Below are 3,613 nucleotides of genomic sequence, written 5' to 3' on the forward strand. Positions count from 1 at the left end.
AACGTCGCATCGATCTCCACTTGGCGTTGCTTTCGCTCGCATCCTCCATCATCTGCTTACGCCTTCTTCCTGGGTTTTGTTAGCCGCTCTAAGTGCACAGTGAATGGTGCTGCGGGTAACGGACACATTCGACTAGCGGGCTTGCTCAAGAGCACTTGCTTGCTCCGATACGGAGCATTGCGGGCCGTGTTATGTCGCGGCACCTTGCATCCAACCATTTGCCGTTCGCGTCCACTTGCCAGCTGTATGACGCTTGTCTCGGTTGCACAATTTCTATCAGACCAACATCGCCTGCGGCGCGAGTGGTTCGCACTTTCTGGCTCGAGCGTGCATCCCGGGCAAAACACGGCGCCCACCGAACTGGTGCATTGGCAACTCATCTTATTTTATCCGGAGAGTTTCAAATGACGTTGGAATCAGGCGGTCATAGCGCAGCTAACGCGGCGTTTTTTAACGGTTTGGGCGTCCGCCTCGGGTTGCCCGGCGAGCTTGCACAGCGAGTCGGCGCTGGAGAAACCATTCTCGGACCTGCGGGCATGCTGTGCCGTGTCCACACGCAGATGCAGCAGGGCGAACTAACCGCGTTTCCGGAAGTGATCCTGCCATTGGCCGCACGCGAGCTCGGCGGCGATGAGGTGGTGACGCTGCTGGCGCTGCAGGAGCAACTGCTCACCGAGTACGGCTGGCGGCTCACGCTTCGGACCTTGGCCTGCTGGGCGTCTGTCCGTTGCTGCGCGTACGTACGCCGGACGATGTGGCCGCCGCACTGGAACGCGGGCAGGTGGTCGCCCGTGTGGTGCTGGACGCGCTAGTAACGCAAGCCGGCAGCGCGGCCGAGGTGGCCTCATGAAGCTCACCAGCGATAGCGGGATTTCCTTCAGCAGCCGCGCAGCGTCGCCTGCCCCCACACACCTGACGCAGCGCGAGGAGGCCGTTCCTCCCCCACAGACGCGCTTGCCGACCGGCCCACTTGCAGGCTTGTCGTCGGGGCCGGTGCTGCGCGGTCGTCGCGCACCGTTATCACGCCGCGTGACCACCGGCACGAGTGGCGCCGAAGCCTCGCATGGCGGATCACATCGCTCTGAGTCATCGCACTCGTCGCACTCTTCGGCTTCGACGGATGCAACGCTTTACACTCCGCAGGCAAGCCTCGCGTCCTCGGCCGATGAGCCGCATGCGCCTGCCGCTGCGGCAACCTATGCGCAGCGCAGCGCAGCGCAGCGGCAGCTACTGCACTGAAGGCGCAGTTACGTATTCGCCTGGGCAATCTGCACTTCACAGAGCACTCGGAGGAGCAGGAGGCACTGCAGGTCGCGTATCTGCAATGGGCGGACGCGCGCGTGGACGAACGCATCGCCGCATTCGGGCCGGATGCCGGATACCAGATTGTCGGCGATATGAAGACGGCAGGCGCAAAGGCAGCGTGGCCGATCGCCTACGAGTGTCTCAGAGCCTTCGTCATCGGCTCGATGCGGACCCCGTTCGGTCTCGCGGCGGGCGCTGCCTACGACGACGCGCGCGCGCCCGGATCGGAGACGCTCAGTACCACGGCGCTGTCCGGCGCGGCGGCGGGTCTGATGTCCTATATCAGCGATACGTTGCTGATCCCGGTGATGGACCGGCGCGCGCGCGTCGCCAACCTGCCGCGGTTCCAGGCCATCGACCCCAAGATCCTGGTGCCCGATCCGCCGCCGGTCATGCTAAAAGTCGATGGCGAAAGCAAGCGCTTCACGCGTCCCGGTGAGGGCGACAGCGAAACGTTTCCCCAACTCGAGGCGCAGGCCTACGACCTGCGTGCAGGTGTCTCCCAGTGGCAATCCACGCTGGACGACAAGTCCCTGGACACCTTGTTGCTCAAGCCGACGATCAACGCCACGTTCAACGCGGCGCGGCGGACCTCGGACGACCCGAGTACGCTTACGCCGGCCGGCCAACTGGGCTTGAGCGCGCTTGCCATCGGCGGGGCAGAGGTCGTGCAGAAGGCAATGCTCGAAACCGGCAAGGCGGTTGCGCGTAGTGGCCAGATGCGCGTCCCCGACCTGCTTGGCGAACATCAGCGGCTGAATCTGTTTGCGCTGGCGTTGCCGGACAAGACGCGTCGGCCCGCGCAATGGTCCGACGCTGTGCGTTTCCCCAACTATCTGCTGGAAACCGGGATGGAGGGCCTCGCGTTGGCCAGGCAGGCCTTGAGCACCACCAATGCGATCACCACTGCGGTACGCGACTTGCTGGGTCGGCACATGCTCAGCAACGTGCTGGTCAATTTCGCCTCGCTCGGTGCCGCCCGCCTGATCGCTTCCCCCTTGCGCGGCGGCGACGCAAACGGCAGCGTTGCGGGCGAGGCCATCAATTCCACCGCGACGATCGTGCAACAGGCAGCACAGACTCTATTCAACGATACGCTCTGGAATGCGCTCAAGGCCAAGAATGGCAGCAACACCACCCAGTCGAAGCGCCTGGATCAGGAGCGCGCTGCTAGCGCCGCCGGTCACCAACGCACCATCGCACGCACACTGCAGGCGCTGGCCGAACCCATCGACGCGGCCATCGCGCTGTTTTCGGCGCCGACATCGGAGGAGATTGCGCGCTCCGTGCAGGAAGGGCAGCCACTTGCGCCTGCAGCAGGGCCGCTGGCGGGGAGATTGCGTGAAGCGCTGGAGAAGTTACGCACGGAGATCGGAACGCAGTCCGTGTCGATTGCGACCGTCGGCACCGTACTCGACCGCCTGCACGCCGGTCAGACGGCGATGTTCAGCGGCGTGCCAAGCAACGACCTGACGCATACACTCAGGACCGAATTACAGAGACTCAAGGATGTATTGCACGACAGCGAGCAGCTTCGCCAGTGGGAAAGTGGCCTGCCATAAGCGAGCAATCCTGCAAGTTATCGACTGCGTAGCGCGAACCGCAATGACAGACGCAACTACCGTTGCGTCTGTCTCTTGTTGGCGCTCTTGGTGCGCGCCACGCGCCTGCTGCAGCCTGCGATGTGTTTGCATCGTAGCGCCTTCCGGGCGGTTAGCACCTGTTGGGCGTGCGGGAATTGTGTTGGCTTAGTCAGCTAAGCGCGGCTAGGGGCTGGCATGCGTGCTTGTGTCATGCTCCAAGCGATGGGCAGGCAGCAGTGCTGTACGTTTCAGTGCAGCTGCCTAGCGCGTCGGTCTTCATGCTTATTTGCGCAGCCGTAGATGATTTTTCAGTAACGATCCTGGTCGGCGTAATGTGCGAGCAGATCGCAGATCCATGCGCTATCGATGTCATCACGTAAAGGAACGCGCATGATCGAGATGATCACCCCGGGATCATTCCATCGGCGTCGCGCCTTGCCATGCGCGTACCCCTGCAGATGGGGTTCCGGCAATAGCCGGAAAACCGCCAAGCTCCGTCAAGCAGGAACGAGGCCGTAGGAGGTGCGCAGGTACAGTGCTTCTTCTTCCGGCGCCTGCTGTGCGGCATCGTCGGTCTGGGCTTCGGGCGCGTGCAAATAGGCCTGAAACCCTCCACCCACAGCACGCATCAACTTAGAGCGGCTAACAAAACCCAGGAAGAAGGCGTAAGCAGATGATGGAGGATGCGAGCGAAAGCAACGCCAAGTGGAGATCGATGCGACGTT

At 62.8% G+C, this 3,613-nt stretch carries 3 pseudogenes; 2 read left to right on the plus strand and 1 reads right to left on the minus strand.

Annotated features, from left to right (window positions below):
* Positions 1-404 precede the first annotated feature (404 nt).
* Positions 405-850: pseudogene (hap3, locus tag XarbCFBP7408_RS21720) on the plus strand (Hpa3 family type III secretion system protein).
* Positions 847-2,867 (plus strand): annotated as a pseudogene (xopF1, locus tag XarbCFBP7408_RS22905) (type III secretion system effector XopF1). Before hap3 ends, xopF1 begins: the two co-directional pseudogenes overlap by 4 nt.
* A 332-nt stretch (positions 2,868-3,199) precedes the next feature.
* On the opposite strand, the pseudogene XarbCFBP7408_RS23345 reads toward xopF1, so the two are convergent.
* A pseudogene (locus XarbCFBP7408_RS23345) lies at positions 3,200-3,513 on the minus strand (CesT family type III secretion system chaperone); the annotation flags it as partial.
* Positions 3,514-3,613 lie beyond the last annotated feature (100 nt).

The sequence above is a fragment of the Xanthomonas arboricola pv. guizotiae genome (genome assembly GCF_002940205.1).
Classification (GTDB): Bacteria; Pseudomonadota; Gammaproteobacteria; order Xanthomonadales; family Xanthomonadaceae; genus Xanthomonas; species Xanthomonas arboricola_C.